Here is a 20,738-nt window from a genome sequence, read left to right on the forward strand (position 1 = left end):
GGGCCGAGAAGGGGAGGTACGCGAAGCTGCTCGAACTGTGGGTCAACGACGTCCCCGTCGACTGGCGCCGCCTCCACCCCGGCGGTGCGACACCGCGACGCGTCGCGCTTCCCACCTATCCGTTCGCCCGCGAGCGCTACTTCCCGTTCGAGGACCGGGCCGTGGACACCCGTGGGCCGGGCGTGCTCCACCCGCTGGTGCACGAGAACACGTCGGACCTGACGGAGCAGCGGTTCACCTCGGTGTTCACCGGGCACGAGCCGTTCCTGCGCGACCACGTCGTGGGCGGCGCGAAGCTCCTGCCGGGCGCGGCCCTGCTGGAGATGGCCGTCGCCGCGACCTGCGTCACCTGCCGGACCCGGGTCGAGCCCTCGGCGCCCGTGGCGCTGAAGAACGTCGTCCTGGCACGGCCCCTGCGGGTGGACGACAAGCCGCGGGAAGTGCACATCGGACTCCACCCGCAGGCCGACGGCGACATCGGGTTCCGGGTCTACAGCACCGCCGACGACGCGGAACCGGTCGTCCACGGCGAAGGCGCCGTCTACCTGGCGGAGGGAGCCGCGGAAACGGTGCTCGACCTCCAGGCCCTCCGCGACGCCTGCGACAGCGCGGAGCTCACCGCCGAGCAGTGCTACCAGGCGTACGAGGCCGCCGGCATCGCCTACGGCCCCTCGCACCGGGGTGTCCGGCACATCCGGATCGGGCGGGACCAGGCACTGGCGCAGCTCGTGCTGCCCGCCGCGGCCCACGGCACGCGGGGCGCGTACACGCTGCACCCGAGCCTCGTCGACGCGGCGCTCCAGGCGTCCGTCGGTGTGATCGGCAGCCTGGGGGAGCGGCCGGAAGGCGCCGTGCTCGTGCCCTTCGCGATCGACGACGTCCTCGTCCTCGACAGCGGCACCGCCGCCATGTGGGCGCTGGTCCGCCCCAGCGCGGACCGGCCGGGCGACGCGGACCTCCACAAGCTCGACATCGACCTGGCCGACGACCAGGGCCGCGTGCGCGTCCGGATCGGTGGCCTGTCCTTCCGCGCCCTCGACGGGCGGGCGGGGCAGGACGAACCGGCCGATCGCACCCGGGAGCCGGCCGACGTCCGGGCGCTGCTGCACCCCGAGTGGCAGGCGCGTCCCGTGACGAACGCCCCGCCGGAGGACGACGGCGTGCGGCGCACCGTGCTGCTCGTCGAGATGCCCGAGGTGGCCGCCTTGCTGCCGGCTGACGACAACGCCGTCGTGCTGACCTCCGGTGACAAGGAACTGGACCGGCGGTACACCGCGTACGGGCTGCAGGCACTCGAACACGTGCGTTCCGTGCTGCGCGGCGTGTCGGCGGGCCGGGCCGCCGTCCAGCTGGTCATCGGCGGGGGCCCCGCGTCCGCTCCGCTGGCCGGGCTCGTCGGGCTGCTGCGCACGGCCGCGATCGAGAACCCCAACGTCTCGACGCAGGTCATCCTCCTGGACGAGACGGACACGCCCGCGACCGCGGCCGAGCGGGTGCGGGAGAACCGCGCCCACCCCGACGACACGCTCGTGCGGTACGTGGACGCGCGGCGCGAGGTGTCGGTCTGGATCGAGGACGGCGACGGCACCGCCGACGTCGCCCCGGTTCCGTGGCGGGAGAACGGGGTCTACCTCCTGACCGGTGGGGCGGGAGCGCTGGGCCTGGCCTTCGCGCGGGAGATCGCCACCCGTACGAGCGGCACCGCACTGGTGCTCACCGGGCGCTCCCCGGAGAACCAGCGGGTGCGGGACGCCTTGCGGGAGCTGCGGTCCCACGGCGCGTCGGCGCGCTACGTGCGGCTCGACGTCGCGAACGCGGCCGAGGTCGACGCCGTGGTGGACACCCTGGTGGAGGAGCACGGCCGGATCGACGGCGTCATCCACGCCGCCGGGGTGACGCGGGACGGCTGGATCCTGACCAAGCACGCCGGGGAGTTCGCCGACGTCCTGGCGCCGAAGGTGTCCGGAGTGGTGAACCTGGACCGGGCGACGGCCACGTTGTCACTGGACTTCTTCGTGACGTTCTCGTCCACGACAGGGGCGTTCGGCAACGCGGGCCAGGCCGACTACGCGGCGGCCAACGCGTTCATGGACGCCTACGCCTGGCACCGCCAGGACCTCGTGGCCCGCGGGGAGCGCTCAGGGCACAGCCTCTCCGTCAACTGGCCGCTGTGGGAGGACGGGGGGATGGACGTGTCACCGGAAGTCCGGGCGATGCTGCGCTCGCGCCACGGCGTCGTCCCCCTCGACACGGCGGCCGGGGTGGCGGCCTTCCAGCGCGCCGCCGCCTCGACGCACCACCAGGTCATGGTCGCTTCCGGACCGGACCGCGCGGGAGCCGGGACCACCGGCTCGTCCGCTTCGCACCAGAGTTCTTCGCATCAGAGTTCTTCGCACCAGAGTTCCCCCTTCTCCTCTGCCGCCGGGACGAACCAGTGACGCACAACGACACCAGCACCCTCGAAGCCAAGGCGACGGCGTTCTTCACACGCGTCCTCTCCGAGGTCATCAAGCTCCCGGCCGACCGCATCGACGCCCGTGCGGCGTTCGACAGCCTGGGGCTGGACTCGGTGATGATGATGCGGATGACGGACGAACTGGAGGACGTCTTCGGGTCGCTGCCCAAGACCCTGTTCTTCGAGTTCCGCGACATCCGCGCACTCACCAGCCACTTCCTCACCACGTACGGGCCCGAGCTGGCCCGGCACCTGGGCGCGGAGCCCGGCAGCGGGCAGCCGGACGCCCCCGCGGCCCCCGTCCCGGCGCACACCCGGGGCCAGGACGCCGCGCCGGGCCGGGCCGCCTTCGCGCGCAAGCCGCTCAGGACGGGGAAGTGGGCGACGCGGTTCGACGCGCCGCCGGCGCTCCCGGCCGCGCCCGCGCCGCAGGACCCGGCGACGGACCCGGCGACGGACCCGGCGCCGGACCCGACGACGGGGCTCGACATCGCGATCATCGGGCTGGCGGGGCGCTACCCGAAGGCCCGCACGCTCGACGAGTTCTGGGCGAACCTGGCCGAAGGCCGCGACTGCGTGACCGAGATCCCGGCCGACCGCTGGGACCGGGACGTGTACTACGACGCCGACAAGGACGCGCCCGGCAGGACGTACAGCAAGTGGGGCGGATTCGTCGACGGCGTCGACGAGTTCGACTCCCTGTTCTTCCGCATCTCGCCGCCCGAGGCGCAGCTGATGGACCCGCAGGAGCGGTTGTTCCTCCAGTGCGCCTACGAAGCCGTCGAGGACGCGGGCTACACCCCCGAGCGGCTGAACACCCCGCCCGGTGACGGGACCCGGGCGCGCGTCGGCGTCTACGTCGGGGTGATGTACGAGGAGTACCAGCTGTACGGTGCGCAGGAGCAGGTCCTGGGCAACCCCGTGGCGCTGTCCGGCAATTCGTCGGCCGTCGCCAACCGGGTGTCGTACTTCTTCGACTTCCACGGTCCGAGCATGAGCGTCGACACGATGTGCTCGTCGTCGTTCACCGCCATCCACCTCGCGTGCCAGAGCATCGGGTCCGGCGCGTGCGACGTGGCGCTCGCGGGCGGGGTGAACCTGTCGGTCCACCCCAACAAGTACCTGATGCTCGGGCAGGGCAAGTTCGTGTCGAGCAAGGGCCGGTGCGAGAGCTTCGGCGCGGGCGGCGACGGCTACGTGCCCGGCGAGGGCGTCGGTGCCGTCCTGCTGAAGCCGCTCGCGAAGGCCGTCGCGGACGGGGACCGCATCCACGGGGTCATCAAGGGGATCGCGGTCAACCACGGGGGCCGGACCAACGGCTACTCCGTCCCCAGCCCGCAGGCACAGGCCCGGTCGATCTCCGATGCCTGGCGGCAGGCGGGCACCGACCCGCGCGCGATCGGCTACATCGAGGCACACGGCACGGGGACCTCGCTCGGCGACCCCATCGAGATCACCGGCCTCACGCGGGCGTTCCGTGAGCACACCCAGGACAACCAGTTCTGCGCCATCGGGTCGGTGAAGAGCAACATCGGCCACGCGGAGAGCGCCGCCGGCATCTCCGGGCTGACCAAGGTGCTGCTCCAGATGAAGCACGGGCAGCTGGCGCCCTCGCTCCACTCCGCGGAGCTGAACCCGCACATCGACTTCGAGAACAGCCCCTTCTCCGTGCAGCGGACGCTGGCCGAGTGGAAGCGGCCCGTGCTGGTGGTCGACGGCGCCGAGCGGGAGTTCCCCCGCATCGCGGGGATCTCGTCGTTCGGCGCGGGCGGTTCCAACGCCCACCTGGTCGTCGAGGAGTACCGGGCGGAGCCGCCCGTCGTCCGTACGCCCGAGGCGCCCGTGGCGGTCGTGCTCTCCGCGCGCGGCGCCGATCGGCTGCGGGCGAAGGCCGCCGACCTGGCCGACTGGATCGAGAAGCGGCGGCTCACCTCCGCCGACCTGCCCTCGCTCGCCCACACCTCGCAGGTCGGCCGGGAGGCCATGCGGGAGCGGCTCGGCATCGTCACGGACTCCATGGACGAACTCCTCTCCCGGCTCAAGGCCTTCGTCGCGGGAGAGGAGGACGGCATCGCGCGCGGCAGGGCGGCCCAGGGCTCCGAGAGCATCCTCGACGCCACGCCGTCCGGCGGCCCCGCCGAGCTGGTGGACCTGTGGGTGCGGGGTGCCGACGTCGACTGGTCCGTGCTCCACGGCGACGGGACGCCGCCGCGCATCGCCCTGCCGACCTACCCGTTCGCCAGGGAGCGGCACTGGATCGACACCTCCGCCACCGCCCGTGCCCTGCGGCGGGACGACACCCCCGGGGCCCATGTGTTCGAGGAGTTCTGGGAGCCCGCGGCCGCTCCGGCGCGGCGGCACACCGGACCGAGGACCCTGGTGTGCCTGTGCTCCGACCCCACGAACCAGGAGGAGCTGGAGCGGGCCGCCGCGGAGACCGACCCCGGGACGACGCTCGTCCTCGTCGCGCGGGCACCGGCACCGGCTGACGCCGAGCGGCGCCGCTGGTCGGTGGACGCGGCGGAGCCGGCCGACTGGATCCGCGTCCTCACGGAGATCCACGAGCGGTTCGGCCCCGTGGACGGCGTACTGAACCTGTGGCCGGTCGAGGAGGGGGTGGGACCGCGGTCCTCCACCGACACCGTCCAGCTGCTGCGGGCCGTGGCGACGGCGGCGCCGGGCGTCCGGTACGTGCTGCAGGCGGGCGCGTTCCGCGACGGGATCGAGCGCGCCCACGCCGAATCGTGGATGGGCTTCGAACGCTCCCTCGGCCAGGTCCTGCCCGGTGTGCGGTTCGCCGCGGTGATCGAGGACGCCCGGGGCACGAGCGCCCCCACGACCATGGCCGCCTGGTACGCGCGGCTGAGCGCCGGACTCGCCGAGCCCGTGAGCGCCCTGTACCGCGACGGGACGCGCCACGTCAGCCGGGTCCGCCCCGCCACCGCCGGTTCCGGCGACGACATGCTGAAGCAGGGCGGCACCTACCTGATCACCGGTGGTCTGGGGGCGCTCGGGCTGCTGTTCGCCGAGCACCTCGCCATGACCCGGTCGGCACGGCTGGTGCTGACCGGCCGTTCGCCCCTCGACGCGGACCGGGCGCGACACCTCGCCCGGATCGCGTCGCTGGGCGGCGAGGCCCACTACGAGCAGGCGGACGTCGCCGACCCGCGGGCCATGCGGGAGGTCGTCCGGTCGGCGCGCGAGCGCTTCGGCGGGATCGACGGCGTCATCCACGCCGCGGGTGTCCCCGGTACGGGCAGCGTGCTCGCCGGCGAGGCCCACGCCTTCCAGGGCCTGCTCGCCGCCAAGGTGGACGGCACGCTCGTGCTCGACGAGGTCCTCGCGGACGAACCCCTCGACTTCGTCTGCTACTTCTCGTCGTCCTCCGCGCGGCTCGGGGACTTCGGCGGCTGCGACTACGCCGTCGGCAACCGGTTCCAGACGCTGTACGCCCACCATCGCGACGAGCTCGTCCGCGAGGGAAAGCGCTCGGGCGCGACCGTCGCCATCAACTGGCCGCTGTGGCGCGACGGGGAGATGGGCTTCGACGACGCGCGGGCCACCGAGCTGTACCTCACCTCCAGTGGCCAGCGCCTGCTGGAGAACGCCACCGGCGTCCGGCTCTTCGAGCGGCTCATCGGCCGGGGTGTGCCGCAAGCACTGGTCATGGCGGGTGAACCGCGGCGGTTGCGCCGTCTGCTGGGGATCGACGAGGCACCCACGGAGCCGGCGGTCTCCGCAGTGCCCGCCGTGCCCGCCGTGCCCGCAGCGCCCGCGGTGTCCGCCGCGTCGGCGGAGCCCGGGCAGCTCGCCGCCCGCGTCCTGTCCGACCTCGAGACGCTGATCGTCGAGATCGTCCGGGTGCCGCGGGACCAGATCCACGCCGACGAGAACCTCGCCCAGCTCGGTTTCGAATCGATCACCCTGGTCCGGCTCGCCGACGCGATGACCACGCACTTCGGCGTCGACGTCGTCCCCTCGGCGTTCTTCTCCCACCCCACCCCGGAGATGCTGGTGGCGCACCTGGTGTCCGAACACGCGGACCACCTGGCCGACCGCTACCCGGCGGAGCCCGTGCCCGAGGCCGCACCGGCGGCGACCGCACCGGCGGTGACCGCACCGGCGGTGACCGCACCGTCCGCGACCGTTGTCCCGGCCGGCCCGGAGTCCGTACCGGAACCCATCGCCGTCATCGGCATGACCGGCCGCTTCCCGGCCGCCCGCACGGTGGACGAGTTCTGGCGGATCCTCGTGGACGGGCGCGACGTGCTCTCGGCCGTCCCCGACGACCGGCGTTCCGACTGGAGCGACCCGCAGGCCCCGGACCCGGCGACGGCCCGCTGCGGCTTCGTCCCCGGGATCGGCGAGTTCGACCCGTCCTTCTTCGAGATATCGCCGCGCGAGGCCCGCACCATGGACCCGCGGCAACGCCTCCTGCTGCAGGAGGCGTGGCACGTCCTGGAGGCGGCGGGCTACGGCGAGCGGAGGCTGCGCGACGAGCGGATCGGCATGTTCGTCGGCGCGGAGCAGGGCGACTACCTGCACCTGGGCGGCGGCGAAGGCACCCTCACGGGGCACCACGAGGCGATCCTGGCCTCCCGGCTGGGCTACCTGCTCGACTTCGCCGGGCCCGTGCTCGCGGTCAACACCGCCTGTTCGTCCGGCCTGGTCGCGGCCCACCAGGCCTGCACCAGCCTGCGCAACGGCGAGTGCGACGCGGCCATCGTCGCCGGGGTCAACCTGGCGGCGTCCTCCCGTGTGTTCGCCGAGACCAGCAAGGCGGGGATGCTCTCCCCGAGCGGTACCTGCCACGCGTTCGACCGGCGCGCGGACGGCATGGTGCTGGGCGAGGCCATCACGGTCGTGATGTTCAAGCGCCTGGCGCAGGCGGAGGCCGACGGCGACGACATCCTCGCCGTGATCCGGGGCAGCGGCGTCAACTACGACGGCCGTACGAACGGCATCACCGCCCCGAACGGCGCGGCGCAGGCGCGGCTGTACCGCGCCGTCTACGAGAAGCACGGCATCGAGCCCGAGCACATCGGCCATGTCGTCGCCCACGGCACCGGTACCCGGCTCGGCGACCCGGTCGAGGTCAACGCGCTGAACGAGGTGTTCTCCGAGCACACGGACAGGACCGGGTTCTGCGCGCTCACCTCCACCAAGCCCAACGTCGGGCACACCCTGGCCGCCTCCGGCATCGTCAGCCTGATCGCGCTCGTCCAGTCGGTGCGCCACGGCGTCATCCCGCCGAGCCTGCACTGCGAGCAGGACAGCGACTACATCGCCTGGCAGCGGAGCCCCTTCTACGTCAACAAGACCCTGAAGGCGTGGCCGGAGAACCCGGCCGGGACGCGGCTCGGAGCGGTGAGCTCGTTCGGCATGAGCGGCACCAACGTCCACATGGTCGTGGAGAGCCACCGGGGCCGCGCCCGCGCGGCCCGGCCCGCCGAGGCCCCCGCCCGTCTGCTGGTCCTGTCCGCGAAGACCGGGAGGGCGCTGCGCGACCGCATCCGTGACCTGGGCGAGGCGCTGCGGACCGCGGACCGTGGCGTCGTCTCCCTCACGGACGTGAGCCACACCCTGCTGGAGCGCAGCCAGCACTTCGACCACCGCTGCGCGCTCGTCGTCGGCGACCTCGACGAGGCCGTGTCCGCGCTGGGCGCCGCCGAACGCGGCGAGCGGCACCCCGGGGTCCGCTTCGGCGAGGCGCCGAGCGCCCGCCGGGACCGGCCGTCGGAGGCCGACGGCGAGGCGCTGTTCGCGCGGCTCGCCACCGCGGGCACCGCCGAGCACCGCGATGCGCTCCTGGGCCTCGCGGACCTCTACTGCCGGGGCGGGGCCCCCGACTGGCGGGTGCTGTTCACCGGCGACGATCCGCGTCCGGTGGCCGTACCCGGCTATCCCTTCTCGCGCGAGGTGTACTGGGTGAACCGGAAGAACCCCGCGGTGACGCGGCCCGTGTCCGACGAGGCAGTGTCCGACGAGGCCGTGCCGGCCGGCGCCGGGGCCGCGCGACCGGCGGACGAGAAGCCTTCGGTGCCCGTCGCCGGACGCCCCCGGGTCACGCTGCGCGACCCGGCCGAGGCGATCACCGCGTCGCCGCCGACGGCCGCCAAGCCGAGGAACGTACGGCTGGCCGGCCTGGGGGAGCGGTCCGCCGCTCCGGTGGCTCCGGCCTCCCCGGCGGCCCCGGCCTCTCCGGCCCCGCCGCCCGCGGTCCCGGTGAAGGCCCTGGGTGAGCTGCGCCAGGAGCTGAGGAGCGGCCTCGCCGACGTCCTGCAGATGCCGGAGGAGGACATCGACCTGGGCCGCAACTTCATGGACCTGGGCCTGGACTCCATCCTCGGCGTGGAGTGGGTCAAGGCCATCAACAAGAAGTACGGGACCGACCTCGCCGCCACGAACCTCTACGACCATCCGTCGGTACGTGAACTCGCGGAGTTCGTCCGGGGCGCACTGGCCGCGTCCGCACCCGCACAGGCCGCACCCGCGCAGGCCGCTCCCGCTCCCGTTCCCGTTCCCGCCACGGAGCCTGTCGCGGCTCCCGCACCCGACCGCCCCGGGATCTCGAAGGCCGTCCTGCTGGAAGGGGTGCGGACCAGCCTCTCCGACGTGCTGTTCCTCGCCGCCGAGGACATCGCCGCCGACCGCAACTTCGTCGAACTCGGCATGGACTCCATCGTCGGCGTGGAGTGGGTGAAGGTCCTCAACAAGACCTACGGGACGTCACTCGCGGCCACACAGCTCTACGACCACCCCACGGTGCGCAAGCTCACCGACTTCCTGATGACGCTGGTGCCGTCGGCTCCTGTCCCCGCCCCCGCCCCCGCGGTGGCTGCGCCGACCGAGCCCATCGCGCCGGTGGCGGCCGACCCCGCGCCCGCCGTCCGCGCCACCGACAAGGTGGCCGTGGTCGGGATGTCCGGGCGTTACCCCGACGCGGCCGACCTCGACGCCTACTGGGACAACCTCCGCGGCGGCCGCGACTGCGTGACCGAGGTCCCGCCGTCGCGCTGGGACGTCTCGCGGCACTACGACCCCCGCCCCGGCCAGGAGGGCCGGACGTACTCCAAGTGGCTGGGGCACCTGGCGGACGCCGACCGGTTCGACCCGCTGTTCTTCAACATCTCCCCGTTGGAGGCCGAAGGGATCGACCCGCAGCACCGGCTGTTCCTCCAGGAGGCCTACCGGGCGTTCGAGGACGCGGGGTACGACCCGCAGTCCCTCGCCTCCCGGAAGTGCGGCGTGTACCTGGGCATCAGCGGCAGCGAGTACAGCTTCCTGGTGTTCGGGGGCGACGGGGCGTCCGCGTCCGCGACGAGCAGCAGCAACGCCATCGCCGCCTCGCGCATCTCCTACTACCTCAACCTCAAGGGCCCGGCCGTCGCCGTCGACACGGCCTGCTCGTCGTCGCTGGTCGCGCTGCACTTCGCCCGGCAGGCGCTGCTGAGCGGTGAGATCGACATGGCGCTCGTCGGCGGCGTGTCGCTGTACCTGCTCCCCGACACCTACGTCGGTATGTGCCAGGCGGGGATGCTCTCCCCGGAGGGCCGGTGCAAGTCGTTCGACAACGGCGCCGACGGGTTCGTGCCGGGCGAGGGCGTCGGCGCCCTGGTGCTCAAGCGCCTCAGCGACGCCGAGGCCGACCGCGACCACGTCCACGGCGTCGTCGTGGCGTCCGGCATCAACCAGGACGGCAGGACGAACGGGATCACGGCGCCGAGCGCCGCGAGCCAGATGGACCTCGTCCGCACGGTCTACGACCGCCACGGCATCGACCCGTCGACCATCGACTACGTCGAGATGCACGGTACGGGCACGAAGCTGGGCGACCCGATCGAGCTCTCCGCGCTGGGCACCGTGTACGGCGAGTCGGGGGTCCCCGCGCGGTCCTGCGCCATCGGGTCGGTGAAGAGCAACATCGGGCACACGTCCGAGGCCGCCGGCGTCGCGGGCGTGCACAAGGTGCTGCTGAGCATGCGACACGCCACGCTGGCGCCGTCCCTCCACTTCGAGAGGCCCAACGACCACTTCGACTTCGAGAAATCGCCCTTCCGCGTCGTCACCGCCCCCGAGCCGTGGGAGACGCCGTCCGGTGACCGGCCGCGGCGCGCCGCCGTCAGCTCGTTCGGGTTCAGCGGGACCAACGCCCACGTCGTGCTGGAGGAGTACCGCGCCGGGGGGAGCACCACCCCGGCCGCGTCGGAGCCCGTCGTCATCGCCCTGTCCGCCAGGACCGGGGAACAGCTGGACGACCTGGCCCGGAACCTGCTCGCGTTCGTCGGGGACGGGCCCCGGCCCGACCTGGCGCGCCTGGCACACACGCTCCAGGTGGGCCGGGAGGCCATGGAGGAGCGGCTGGCGTTCGTGGCGGGCTCCCTGACGGAGGTCGTACGTGGGCTCAGGGCACATCTGGACCGGGCGGACGACGGCGCGCTCGTACGCGGCCGGGTGACGCCGGACCAGTCGGCCCGCCAGGAGGACGACGAGCGGCAGCAGGCGCTCGTGCGGACGTGGACCGCGGACAAGGACCTCCGGCGGCTCGCGGAGGCGTGGGTCGACGGTTGCGCCGTCGACTGGCCCGCGCTCCACACGGGCCCCGCGCCCCTGCGCCTGCCGTTGCCGACGTACCCCTTCGCCAAGGAGCGGTACTGGGTCGAGCCGAAGCCGCGTGCGACGAGCACGCCGACCGCGGCGCCGCATCCGCTGCTGCACCGCAACACGTCCGGGTTCGCCGGCCAGCGCTACACCTCGACGTTCACCGGCGACGAGGACGTCCTCGCCGGCCACCGCGTACGGGGCCGGAAGGTGCTGCCGGGCGCGGCGTACCTGGAGCTGGCGCTGGCCGCGGTGGCCGACGCCTCGGGGGCGACGCGGTCCACGGGGACGGCGCTGACCGGCGTGGTGTGGTCCCGGCCCTTCGAGGTGGGCGACAGCCCGCGCGATCTGCACATCACCCTGCGCCGGGACGACGCGGGGACCACGCACTTCGAGGTCCTCGCACCGGCGTCGGAGGCCGACGGCGCGGCGACGGGCCCGGTCGTCCACAGCGAGGGCTCGGTCGTCCCGCTCGCCGAAGCCGCGGTGGACCGTGTGGACCACATCGACATCGCCCGGCTCCGTGCCGAGTGCGGTGCCCGGGAGCTGGACGCCGCGCAGGTCTACGCCGCGTTCGGGGCCGCGGGCATCGAGTACGGCGACACGTTCCGCTGTGTCGAACAGGTATTCCTCGGCGAAGGCCAGGCCCTCGCGCGCCTCGCGCTGCCCGGCACCGCGCGGCGGACCGAGGACGGCCACGTGCTGCACCCGGGGCTCATGGACGCGGCCCTGCAGGCCGCTCTGGGAGTGCTGTGGAACACCGCGGACCCCTCGTCCCCCCTGCTGCCGTTCGCCGTGGAACGCGTCGAGGTGCTCGCTCCCCTGGAGGACACCCTGTGGGTCTGGGTCCGCGAGGGCGCGGACGGGCCGTCCGACGGCTCCGCACGCCGCCTGGACCTCGACCTCTGCGACGACACGGGCCGTGTCCGCGTGCGGGTGAGGGGCTTCTCGGTACGGGCCGCGGGCGGTGGTGCGGGCGGTGCCGCGGGCGGCGGCGCGCCGGAGGACGCCGGCATCCTGCTGTTCCCGCGCTGGCAGCGGCACGAGCTGCCGAAGCCCGCGCGGAGCACGGGCGGTCCGCGGCACGCGCTGGTCTGCGTGGAGCAAGGGCCCGTCGCGGACGCGCTGGCCTCGGACCCGACGTGCGAGGTGCTGGTCCTCACCTCGCGGGCGACCACCGCCGACGGTCGCTACGCCGACTACGCGGCGCAGCTCTTCGAGAGGACGAAGGCGATCCTGCGCGACAGGCCGCGGGCCGAGACGCTCGTGCAGATCGTGGTGCGGGACCGTCCGGAGGCGGCGACCCTGGCCGGCCTGGGCGCGCTGGTGTGGAGCGCGCGCCAGGAGAACCCGGGGATCCTGGGACAGGTCGTCGTCGTGGACGACTACGACGACGTGGCCGCCGTGCGGGCACGCCTCGCGGCCGAGCGGCTGCACCCCCAGGACGCGACGGTCCGGTACCGGGGCGGGCGGCGTGACATGGTCGTGTGGGACGAGGAACGCGCCACGGACCGGCCCCGCTCCCCGTGGCGGACCGGCGGTGTCTACGTGATCACCGGTGGCCTCGGCGGCCTCGGGCGCATCTTCGCCGAGGAGATCGCCGGGCAGGTCGACGGCGTGACCCTCGTACTGACCGGTCGCTCTCCCGAGACCGAGCGGTCGCGCCGGTTCCTGGCGGAGCTGCGGGCGGCGGGGGCGCGGGTCTCCTACACGCGGCTCGACGTCACCGACCGGGCCGGCGTCGAGGCGCTGGTCGCCGACACCCTGCGCGACGCGGGGCGCATCGACGGCGTCATCCACAGCGCGGGGGTGCGGGAGGACAACTTCATCCTCAAGAAGTCCGGCGAGGAATTCGCCCGCGTCCTGCCGGCCAAGGTGAGCGGCACGGTCAACCTGGACGAGGCGACCCGGGACGTGGACCTCGACTTCTTCGTGATGTTCTCCTCCGGCGCCGCGGTGACCGGCAACATGGGCCAGGCCGACTACGCGACGGCGAACGCGTTCATGGACGCCTACGCCGACCACCGCCGGCACCTGGCGGACCGCGGCGAGCGTCGCGGCCGCACGCTCTCCATCAACTGGTCGCTGTGGGCCGAGGGCGGGATGCGCCCCGACGCCACCGGCGAGGAGATCCTCCGCGAGCGCTTCGGCATCACCCCGCTGCGCCGCGAGGCGGGTCTCCAGGCCTTCGCGCGATGCCTGCGGACCAGTCACCACCAAGTGCTCGTCGTCGCGGGGAACGTGACGGCCTTCCGAAGCGCCCTCGAGGCACAGCACCCGAGCGAGGACATACGACCCATGAGCGCCGAGAGCAGGACGGCAACCCCGACGCCGCAGGAGAACGACCTGGCGCCGGCGGCCGTCAACTACATCAAGTCGCTGCTCGCGACGGCACTGAAGGTGCCGTGGCAGCGCATCGAGGCCGACCTCCCGATGGAGCGCTACGGCATCGACTCGGTGATGGCGCTGACCATGACCGCCAAGCTGGAGGAGGTCTTCGGGCGCCTGCCGAAGACGCTCTTCTTCGAGTACCAGAACATCACGGCCCTGGCCGGGTACTTCCTCTCCGCGCACGAGGCCCGGCTGCGGGAGCTGCTGGGGGCCGAGGCCACCACGGTCGCCGTCGCGACGCCGGTGCACGAGCCCGAGCCCGTACCCGTACAGCGGACGGCGGTCACCACGGCGCCCGCGGCCGCTCCGGCGGCGGTCGTGCCGGCGGCGTTCGTGCCGCCCGCGGCCGACATCGCGATCATCGGGGTGGGCGGGCGCTACCCGCAGGCCCGCAACCTGCGCGAGTTCTGGCGCAACCTGTCCGAGGGCAGGGACAGCATCGTCGAGATCCCCCGCGACCGCTGGGACCACAGCCTCTACCTCGACACGGACCGCTCGCGGCCGGGCAAGACGTACTGCAAGTGGGGCGGGTTCCTCGACGACATCGACCGGTTCGACCCCCAGTTCTTCAACATCTCGCCCCGCGAGGCCGAGGTGGTCGACCCCCAGGAGCGGCTGTTCCTGGAGTGCGTCTACGAGACGCTGCAGGACGCCGGGTACACGCGGCAGGCCCTGCGCGAGTACCGCTCCAACGGCGTCGACGGCAGCGTCGGCCTGTTCGTGGGCGTGATGTACGACGAGTACCAGCTCTACGGGGTCGGCGGGCAGGGGCCGGAGAGCCCCCAGGTGATCCCGGGCAACTCGGCCTCGATCGCCAACCGCGTCTCGTACTTCTGTGACTGGCACGGGCCGAGCGTCACGGTGAAGACGATGTGCTCGTCGTCGCTGACGGCACTGCACCTGGCGTGCCAGAGCCTGCGGGTCGGCGACTGCGAGGTGGCGGTCGCGGGCGGGGTCAACCTCTCGCTGCACCCCGCCAAGTACCTGCTGCTCGGGCAGACCGGGTTCGCGTCGAGCAGGGGGATGTGCGAGAGCTTCGGCAGCGGCGGTGACGGCTACGTTCCGGGTGAGGGCGTGGGCGCCGTACTGCTCAAGCCGCTCGACCGGGCCATCGCCGACAACGACCGGATCTACGGCGTCATCAAGTCCACCGCGGTCAACCACGGGGGCAGGACCAACGGCTACACCGTCCCCAACCCCAACGCCCAGGCCGCGACGATCGCGTCCGCCCTGGACCGGGCGGGCGTCGACGCCCGTACGGTGAGCTACGTCGAGGCGCACGGCACCGGGACCGAACTCGGGGACCCCATCGAGATCGCGGGCCTGACCAAGGCGTTCTCCCGGGACACCGACGACCGCCAGTTCTGCGCGATCGGCTCGGTGAAGAGCAACATCGGGCACTGCGAGAGCGCGGCGGGGATCTCCGCGCTGACCAAGGTCCTGCTCCAGCTCCAGCACCGCAAGCTGGTGCCGTCGCTGCACGCGGACGTGCTCAACCCGCACATCGACTTCGCCGAAACGCCCTTCCGGGTGCAGCGCGAGGCCGCCGAGTGGAAGCGGCCGGTCATCACCACGGCCGACGGCGAGGTGCGGGAGTACCCGCGCATCGCGGGCATCTCGTCGTTCGGCGCGGGTGGCTCGAACGCGCACGTCATCGTCTCGGAGTACGTACCGGCGGAGACGAGCGAGCCGGAGCCGGTGGCGGACCCGCTGTCGTCCGTCGTGGTCGTCTCCGCGAGGACCGCCGAACAGCTGCGGACGTACGCCCAGCGGCTGCTCGACTGGGTGGAGGAGGAGCGGATCACCGACGCCGACCTGCCCGACATCGCGTTCACGTTGCAGGTGGGGCGTGAGCACATGGACGAGCGGCTGGCGTTCATCGCCGGGTCCGTGTCGGAGTTCGTCGCCGGGCTGCGCGCCCACGTCGAGAACGGCGAGGCCGCCGGGCTGTACCGGGGCAAGGCCCAGCGCTCCACGGCCGCCGTGTCGTCGCTGTTCGAGGACGAGGACCTGACCGGTGTCGTCGAGGCCTGGCTGCGCAAGCGCAAGCTCGGCAAGCTCCTGGAGCTGTGGGTCAACGGGCTGAGCCTCGACTGGCGCGGCTGCTACGCCAACCCGCCGCGCCGCGTCGCGCTGCCCACGTACCCCTTCGCGCGCAAGCGGTCCTGGATCCCGGGGAGCACCCGTCAGGAGACCGTGGCGGACGTCCCGCCGCGCACGGAGCCGAAGCCTTCCGCAGCGGTGGAGACAGCGCCTGAGAAGCCGAAGGAGAAGCCGGCCGAGCCCGCCCGGCCCACGCCGTCGGCCGGCACCGCCGTGACGTCGAAGCCGCGGGGCATCGGCCTCGCACCCCTCGGCGGTGCGGCACCGACCCCCAGGACGGTCGAGGCGCATGCGCCCGCGCGGCGTCCCGTACCGTCCGTGACCCTCACCGCCGCGGAGCCGGTCCCCGCGAGGACCACCGAACGCGCCCCGGGCCCGGACGAGGAGACGCTCGTCGCCGAGCTGACCACGCTCCTCGCCCAGGCCCTGTACCTGGCGGAGGACGAGATCGACCCGGAGGCGAACTTCACCGACCTCGGGCTGGACTCGATCGTCGGCGTGGAGTGGATCAAGGCCATCAACAAGCGGTACGGGCTGGAGCTGGCGGCCACCCGGCTCTACGACACGCCCACCGTCAACGGGCTGGCCGCCCACCTCAAGGCCCTGCTGCCCACCGCCCAGGAACGGCCGCGGGTCCGGGTCGAGCCGCCCGCGGTCGTGCGCGAGGTCGTCGACGAGGTCGTCGAGGAAGTCGTCGTCGAGGGGGAACCCGCCCTCGACGAGGAGGAGGCGCGCGCCGAACTCCTGAGCAGCCTCGCCGAAGCCCTGTACCTGGCGGAGGACGAGATCGACCCGGAGGCGAACTTCACCGACCTCGGGCTGGACTCGATCGTCGGCGTGGAGTGGATCAAGGCGATCAACAAGCGGTTCGGCATCGCCCTGCAGGCCACCAAGCTCTACGACCACCCGACCGTCCAGGAACTCGCCGCCCGCGTCGTCGCGGAGGTCGGGAGGACGGTGCGCGAGCCAGTGGTGGAGCCGGAACCCGCCCCCGCACCCGCACCCGCCCCCGCACCCGCACCCGCCCCCGCCCCCGCACCCGTCCCCGCGCCGGCCCGCACCCGGCCCGCCGCCCCCGCCGACGCGATCGCCGTCGTGGGCATGGCGGGCAAGTACCCGCTCGCCGACGACCTGGACGACTACTGGGACAACCTGGCGAACGGACGTGACTGCGTCCGGGAGATCCCGGCGTCCCGGTGGGACGTCAGCGAGTACTACGACCCGCGGCCGAACCAGCCCGGCAAGGTCTACTGCAAGTGGATGGGGCTGCTCGACGACGTCGACGTCTTCGACCCGCTGTTCTTCGGCATCCCGCCGGCCGAGGCCGAGGCGATGGACCCGCAGCAGCGCCTCTTCCTCCAGGAGGCCTACCACGCGTTCGAGGACGCGGGGTACGACGTCCAGGGGCTGAGCGGCCGGAAGTGCGGCGTCTACCTGGGCATCATGAGCAACGAGTACAGCGCGCTCATGCGGGAGCAGGGCGGCGACGCGAGCTCGGCCACCAGCAACAGCAACGCCATCACGGCCGCGCGCATCGCCTACATCCTCAACCTCAAGGGCCCGGCGATCGCCCTCGACACCGCCTGCTCGTCCTCGCTCGTCGGCACCCACCTCGCGACCCAGGCGCTGCGCAGCGGTGAGATCGACATGGCGCTCGTGGGCGGCGTCACGCTCTACCTGACCGCCGAGTCGTACATCAGCATGTGCGGCGCGGGAATGCTGGCGCCGGACGGCAGGTGCAAGACCTTCGACAACGCCGCCGACGGGTTCGTGCCGGGCGAGGGCGTGGGCGCGCTCGTCCTCAAGCGGCTCGCGGACGCCGAGCGCGACGGGGACACCATCCACGGTGTCATCCGCGGCTCCGGCATCAACCAGGACGGGCGGACCAACGGCATCACCGCGCCGAACGCCGCCAGCCAGCGGGAGCTCCAGCAGGACGTGTACGAGCGGTACGGCGTGGACCCCGGCTCCATCGGCTACGTCGAGATGCACGGAACGGGAACCAAGCTCGGCGACCCCATCGAACTGGAGGCCCTGGCCTCCGTGTACCGGGAGAAGACCGACAAGGTCGGCTACTGCGCGATCGGTTCGGTCAAGAGCAACGTGGGGCACACCTCGGCGGCCGCGGGCGTGGCCTCCGTCCAGAAGGCGCTGCTCTGCATGAAGAACAAGCAGCTGGTGCCGACACTGCACTTCAAGACCCCCAACGAGCACTTCGACTTCGAGAACTCGCCGTTCTACGTCAACACCGAGCTGGCGCCGTGGAAGGTGGGCGACGGTGAGACCCGTCGCGCGGCCGTGAGCTCCTTCGGCTTCAGCGGCACCAACGCCCACCTCGTGCTGGAGGAGTACGACCGCGGGGACGAGGACACCGAGCCGGTGACGACCGCCGGGACGTCGGTCTTCGTCCTGTCGGCGAAGGGCGAGGAGCAGCTCGGGGCGGTCGCCGAGCGGTTCAAGGACCACGTCGAAGCGCATCCCTCCGTCCCCCTGCGGAACCTGGCGTACTCGCTCCAGACGGGGCGCGAGGCGATGACGTGGCGGCTGGCCTTCACCGCCGCGACGCACGGGGAGCTCGTCGGGAAGGTGACGCGGTACCTCGCCGGCGGTCCGGCGGAAGGCCTGTTCACCGGGCGGGTCAAGGCCCGCCGGGGCAAGGCCGCGTCCCCCGTGGGGCAGGAGCCGATCGTCCCCGCGGGCGGTGTCCTGACCACCGCGGAGGGCGAGGAACTCGCGGACCGCTGGGTCCGGGGCGTCCCGGTCGACTGGGCCCTGCTCCACCCGCAGGGCACGCCGCGCCGCGTACCGCTGCCCGCCTACCCCTTCGCGCGTGAGCGCTACTGGCTCGGCCTGCCCGCCGAAGCCCCCGCCGAAGCCCCCGCTGTCGCCCCCGCGGCCGCTGCCGTGGCGCCGCCCGTGGCCGGGGCCCCGACCACCCCTGGCACGAACGTCCTGCTCAAGCCCGTCTGGGACGTGGTGCCCAGGCCCGAACCGGTGGGCACGGCCGGCCCGGGCGGCCGGGTCGTCGTGATCGGCGGGCCCGGGCAGTGGGAGCGGATCCGCTCGGCCCTTCCCGGCGCCGAGCGGTTCCCGGTCGGCACCGCCGACACCGTGGAGACGCTCGCGGAGCGGCTGCTGGCCTGGGAAGGACCGATCGACCACATCATCTGGGCGCCGGCCCCGGCCGAGGCCGCGGGAGGAGCCGGCGACGCACTGGTCGAGGCGCAGGAAGGCGGCCTCTACGCCTGCTTCCGTACGCTGAAGGCGCTGCTGCGCACGGGGTACGGCAAGCGCCCGCTCCAGGTGACCGTCCTGACGGAACGCAGCCAGCGGGTGCGGCGGGGCGAGCAGGTGGACCCGACCCACTCCGGTGTGCACGGCCTGATGGGTTCCGTGGCCAAGGAGTACCCCGGCTGGAACGTCCGCCTGGTCGACCTGGACGGCGGGAACGACCTGCCGCTGGCGGAGATCATGGCCCTGCCCGAGGCCGAGCGCGGCAGCGTCTGGGCGCACCGCCGGAACCGTTGGTACCTCCAGACGCTCCTGCCGCTCCAGGGCACGCCCGAGCAGTCCACGGACCGTCCGACGTACCGCCGAGGAGGCACGTACGTCGTGATCGGCGGTGCCGGTGGCATCGGCGAGGCGTGGACGGAACACCTGATCCGCTCCTACGGCGCCCACGTCGTCTGGATCGGCAGGCGGGCGGAGGACGACTCGATCCGCGAAAAGCTGCGGAGGCTGGCGGAGTGGGGCCCCGCCCCCACCTACGTGCGGGCCGACGCGACCGACCGGCAGTCGCTGCGGCGCGCCTACGAGCAGATCAAGCGGAGCCACGCGGTCGTCCACGGCGTGGTCCACTCCGCGATCGTCCTCCTGGACCAGGGCATCGAGCGGATGGACGAGGAACGCTTCCGCGCGGCCGTCACGGCCAAGATCGACGTCAGTGTGCGGATGGCGCAGGTGTTCGGGGACGAGCCGCTGGACTTCATGCTGTTCTTCTCCTCGATGAACTCGTTCATGAAGGCGCCCGGACAGTCCAACTACGTGGCGGGCTCGGTGTTCGAGGACTCCTACGCCCAAAGCCTCGTGGGGAAAACTTCGTTCCCCGTAAAGATCATTAACTGGGGTTACTGGGGTAGTGTCGGCGTCGTCGCCACCCCCGAGCATCAAGAGCGCATGAGCAGGGCGGGCGCGGGCTCGATCACGCCCGCTGACGGCATGTCCGCTCTCGACGTTCTTCTCGACGGGGCATTCGACCAACTCGGCTTGGTCAAGGACATGGGGGGTAACGCGTAGATGTGGGGCACAACCCGCAAGGAGACCATCACCACGGCCCGGACGGGCGCCCCGGTGCAACTGGACCGGCTCTGCCGGGACATCGCGGCCGGCACGGACGTCCCCCGCGCCGCGGTTCCCGGTGACGCGGACGCGGTCATCGACGAGCACTTGCTCGGCAGGCTTCTGCTCGATCAACTGCGTGGCGCCGGGCTGTTCGCGGACAGCGGCGCTCCCTCGGTCGACGAGGCGATCGCCGGACTCCCCGTCGGCGAGGAGTTGCGCCGCTGGGCCGTCGAGTCGGTGCGACAGCTCCTGATCCGCGGTCACCTCCACGGCGACCCGGCCCATGCGCGTCCCGCCGTCGCGGCCAACAGCCGTGACCTGTGGGCGGAGTGGGAGGAGCGGAGCGCGCGCTGGGCCGCCACCGCGGACCTCCGCGCTCAGGTCGGGCTCCTCGACGCCACGCTCCGGGCACTGCCCCGGATCCTCACCGGAGCCGTCCCCGCCACCGACGTCCTGTTCCCCAACTCCTCGATGGAGCTGGTCGAGGGGATCTACCAGGGCAACGCCGTCACCGACCTCTTCAACGGCCTCCTGGCCGACACCGCGGCCGCCGTCGTGCGCGCCGTCGTGAAGGGAGACCAGGGGGCCCGGATCAGGATCCTGGAGATCGGCGCGGGCACGGGCGGAGGCAGCCGGACGGTCTTCCAGCGGCTGGAGCCGTTCGCGTCCCACGTGGAGACCTACTGCTACACCGACCTGTCGCGGTCGTTCCTCATGCACGCCGAGCGGGAGTACGGACCGGAACACCCCTACCTGGACTACCGCCTCCTCGACGTCGAGAAGCCGCTGGCGCCCCAGGGCATCGAGCTCGGCAGCTTCGACATCGTGCTGGCCACGAACGTCCTGC

3 protein-coding genes (2 of these 3 cut by a window edge) are annotated in these 20,738 nt (G+C 72.8%); all 3 read left to right on the plus strand.

Going from position 1 to position 20,738, the window contains the following annotated elements:
• Tightly spaced (each overlapping or abutting the next), the 3 genes in view from AC07BS_RS27580 to AC07BS_RS27590 form a layout consistent with a single transcriptional unit that may run on beyond the window.
• Positions 1–2,438 carry the final stretch of an SDR family NAD(P)-dependent oxidoreductase gene (locus tag AC07BS_RS27580; protein WP_478934829.1) on the plus strand. 11,263 nt of this gene lie to the left of the window's left edge, so only the last 2,438 of its 13,701 coding nucleotides appear in the window; its start codon lies beyond the left edge, outside the window; the stop codon is at positions 2,436–2,438.
• On the plus strand, positions 2,435–19,846 hold the full coding sequence (locus tag AC07BS_RS27585; RefSeq protein ID WP_478934830.1) for an SDR family NAD(P)-dependent oxidoreductase: 17,412 nt from the start codon (positions 2,435–2,437) through the stop codon (positions 19,844–19,846). Before AC07BS_RS27580 ends, AC07BS_RS27585 begins: the two co-directional genes overlap by 4 nt.
• A protein-coding gene (locus tag AC07BS_RS27590; RefSeq protein WP_478934831.1) for an SDR family NAD(P)-dependent oxidoreductase crosses the window boundary here: on the plus strand, positions 19,847–20,738 show its 5' end (the start). The gene runs 8,282 nt beyond the window's last position; 892 of the gene's 9,174 nt are visible here — the first part of the coding sequence; it begins with the start codon at positions 19,847–19,849; the stop codon falls past the right edge of the window. It begins immediately after the preceding gene.

The organism is Streptomyces sp. NPDC044063 (genome assembly GCF_056434285.1).